The organism is Nostoc sp. CHAB 5715 (genome assembly GCF_020829685.1).
In the GTDB taxonomy this organism is placed as follows: Bacteria; Cyanobacteriota; Cyanobacteriia; order Cyanobacteriales; family Nostocaceae; genus Nostoc.
In genome coordinates this window covers 1-2,701 of the sequence record NZ_JAIVFR010000984.1, presented here as the reverse complement: position 1 = coordinate 2,701, position 2,701 = coordinate 1, and the positions used below count along the sequence as shown (strand labels likewise).

At 45.2% G+C, this 2,701-nt stretch carries 2 protein-coding genes; one reads left to right on the top strand and one right to left on the bottom strand.

The window, feature by feature from the left end; all coding sequences use genetic code 11:
- Positions 1-116: 116 nt before the first annotated feature.
- Positions 117-2,072: an FHA domain-containing protein gene (locus LC574_RS34745; protein WP_229458162.1), complete on the top strand. Its 1,956-nt coding sequence runs from the start codon at positions 117-119 to the stop codon at positions 2,070-2,072.
- Here the strand turns inward: LC574_RS34745 and LC574_RS34740 are convergent.
- A complete protein-coding gene (locus LC574_RS34740) occupies positions 1,996-2,484 on the bottom strand; it encodes a hypothetical protein (protein ID WP_229458161.1) in 489 nt (162 codons plus the stop codon). The two genes, LC574_RS34745 and LC574_RS34740, sit on opposite strands and share 77 nt — an antisense overlap.
- Between the last annotated feature and the right edge of the window lie 217 nt (positions 2,485-2,701).

Sequence of the window (2,701 nt, the reverse complement as noted above, 5' to 3'; positions counted from 1 at the left end):
ACTAATGACTAATGACTAATGACTAATGACTAATGACTAATGACTAATGACTAATGACTAATGACTAATGACTAATGACTAATGACTAATGACTAATGACTAATGACTAATGACTAATGACTAATGAACAAATCCAATTGAGTTGGGACGATCCAGCGACGGGTGAACGGCGACAACCAAGGTTGAGTATGCCGATCGCTTTTGGTCGAGAATTCGCTCGCTTACCTGCTGAACTTAGGGGAGTGCGCGTTTCTCGGATGCTGCTTAACAGTAACGAAGTTTCTCGCTACCATGCCCTAATTGACTGGGAACAAAACCATCTAGTAGTGATTGACCAAGGCAGCGTTAATGGTGTGTATGTTAACGGTCAACCACAAACGCGCAGTGTTCTGGCTAATGGCGATACGTTGCAAATTGGCCCCTATTTAATAACAGTGACATTTGCTATTAACGTACCCGCACCAGATACCAGCCCTCCTTCAACGATTCATTTCAACGCAAATACCAATCTTCCAGACCCCAGCTTGCCTGTAGCCCAGCCGCTAACGCCCTTGACGAGTAATTTCCCACCACTAGCGTTTCAGGCACAAAATGTCGCTTTACAAGCACTTCATGCTACGGGACTGCCAGTAGATGAATCTGATTATCTAGCGATCGGGGCGGGACTGGGTAGCTTCGTTTGGGCTGATTTGCTGCGAATTAGTGGTGTGCGTGCTGACAAAATTGTGGCTTTGGGATTAGAGGCAAAACCTTATGCTCGTTACAAGCGCCTTTGTTTGAATTCGCAAATTCCTTTATATGAAAGACTGCGTTCTAATTCTGACTCTTGTCCTGATAATATTTGGGGCTGGCCTAGTTATGCCTTGCGTGAGGCTTGGCACGATTGCACTAAGCGACAGATGAAATCAGCATTTAAGTATTTGTGGCAAGTGTTTGCTGAACCAACATTTGCAGAAACTTATACACCTCGTGCGGGTAATGTCTTTAATTCCATAGATAGGGAGGCGAAGCGCATTGGCTGGAATCAAATTTATCGCTATGGACGAGTTAGGGGAATTCGCAAAACTGATGATGGCAGGTATTGCATAGCCTATTCTCGCGCCCCAGGAAATTATGTTATTTTAGTTAGTCGTTATTTACATTTAGCTACTGGGTATCCAGCAATTCAGTTTCTCCCAGATTTGCAAGCTTATAGAGAAAAATATCAAGATTTTAAATCTGTCGTCAATGCTTATGAAGCACACGATCATGTTTATGAGCAACTAGAGCAACAAGGTGGTACGGTATTGATTCGGGGGCGGGGAATTGTGGCTTCGCGGATTGTGCAGCGCATTTATGAAGCAAGAAAGCGAAATCGGAATATTGCAGTTTTGCATTTAATGCGATCGCCTAAACCTCAAGGCAACAAATTTCAAAATACCCAGCGTCTAGTCAAAAATCATTACGAATTTCAACCCTTTAACTGGCCGAAAGCCTGTTGGGGCGGCGAACTCCGGGCAATGTTAGAAAAAGCCACCCCCGATGAACGCAAGCGTTTACTAGCAGACTGGGGTGGAACTACCACCGCCGACCGCCACGACTGGCAGCAAATTACCGCCCAAGGGTTAAGCGAAGGCTGGTATCAAATTACCTTCGGTGAGGTTCTGGATGTAGAACGAGATGCCCAAAACCGGACTATTACCCGTATCCGAGAACAAAGCTTTGGGGAAATGAAATTGCTAGCTGACTTTATTGTTGATGCTACTGGACTGGATGCCAAGGTAGATGCTAATCCCCTAATAGCAGATTTTGTGAAACATTACAATCTCCCAGTGAATCACTTGGGGCGACTGACTGTAGCGAACAATTTTGAATTAGTAGAAATGCGTAGTGATAGAGGTCAAATGTATGCTGCTGGGGCTATTACTTTAGGTGGGCCTTATGCAGCAGTTGATAGTTTCTTGGGCTTGCAGTACGCCGCATTAGTCGCCGTTGATGGACTCGCCGCCGCCCGTGCTACTGGAGTTCAAAGGTTGAATGTTGTAAGTTCCTTTGGGCAGTGGTTGAAGTGGGCGTTAAATCAGTCACCTTAGTATTAGGAGGCAGATGCGGAAGGAATATAGCGGTTCTGTGTTGAATGAAGTACAAGAACCCCACCCCCAACCCCCTCCCCGCAAGCGAGGAGGGGGCTATGATGTACCTTATGTGATTAGGAAACGCTATACAGTATTTACTTGACTGTTTTGAGTAGCAAATCCTAAATTTGAGGTTCAAAGGCTCAACGTTCAGGTTCAAAGGCTCAACGTTGAGGTTCAAAGGCTCAACGTTCAGGTTCAAAGGCTCAACGTTCAGGTTCAAAGGCTCAACGTCGAGGTTCAAAGGCTCAACGTCGAGGTTCAAAGGCTCAACGTTGAGGTTCAAAGGCTCAACGTTGAGGTTCAAAGGCTCAACGTTCAGGTTCAAAGGCTCAACGTTCAGGTTCAAAGGCTCAACGTTCAGGTTCAAAGGCTCAAAGTCTCAAGTGACGGGCGATACCTTCAGCCTGCGTGCGATTCAAATCGCAGGTTAACAGCAGAAGTTAGTTAAAACTGACTCAAATTAACTACAATTTAGTCTGTTTGAACGGACTTAGGCTATTAGCCTGGGAATTGATTCCGAGGCGGGATAGCAACGAAGCGAGGATTGTTTAGATGTGGGTAATAAGCTAATGAGTATTTAATCT

Coding starts and splice junctions, on each gene's coding strand:
- LC574_RS34745 (WP_229458162.1), top strand. CDS start 117: ATGACTAATGAACAAATCCAATTGAGTTGGGACGATCCAGCGACGGGT.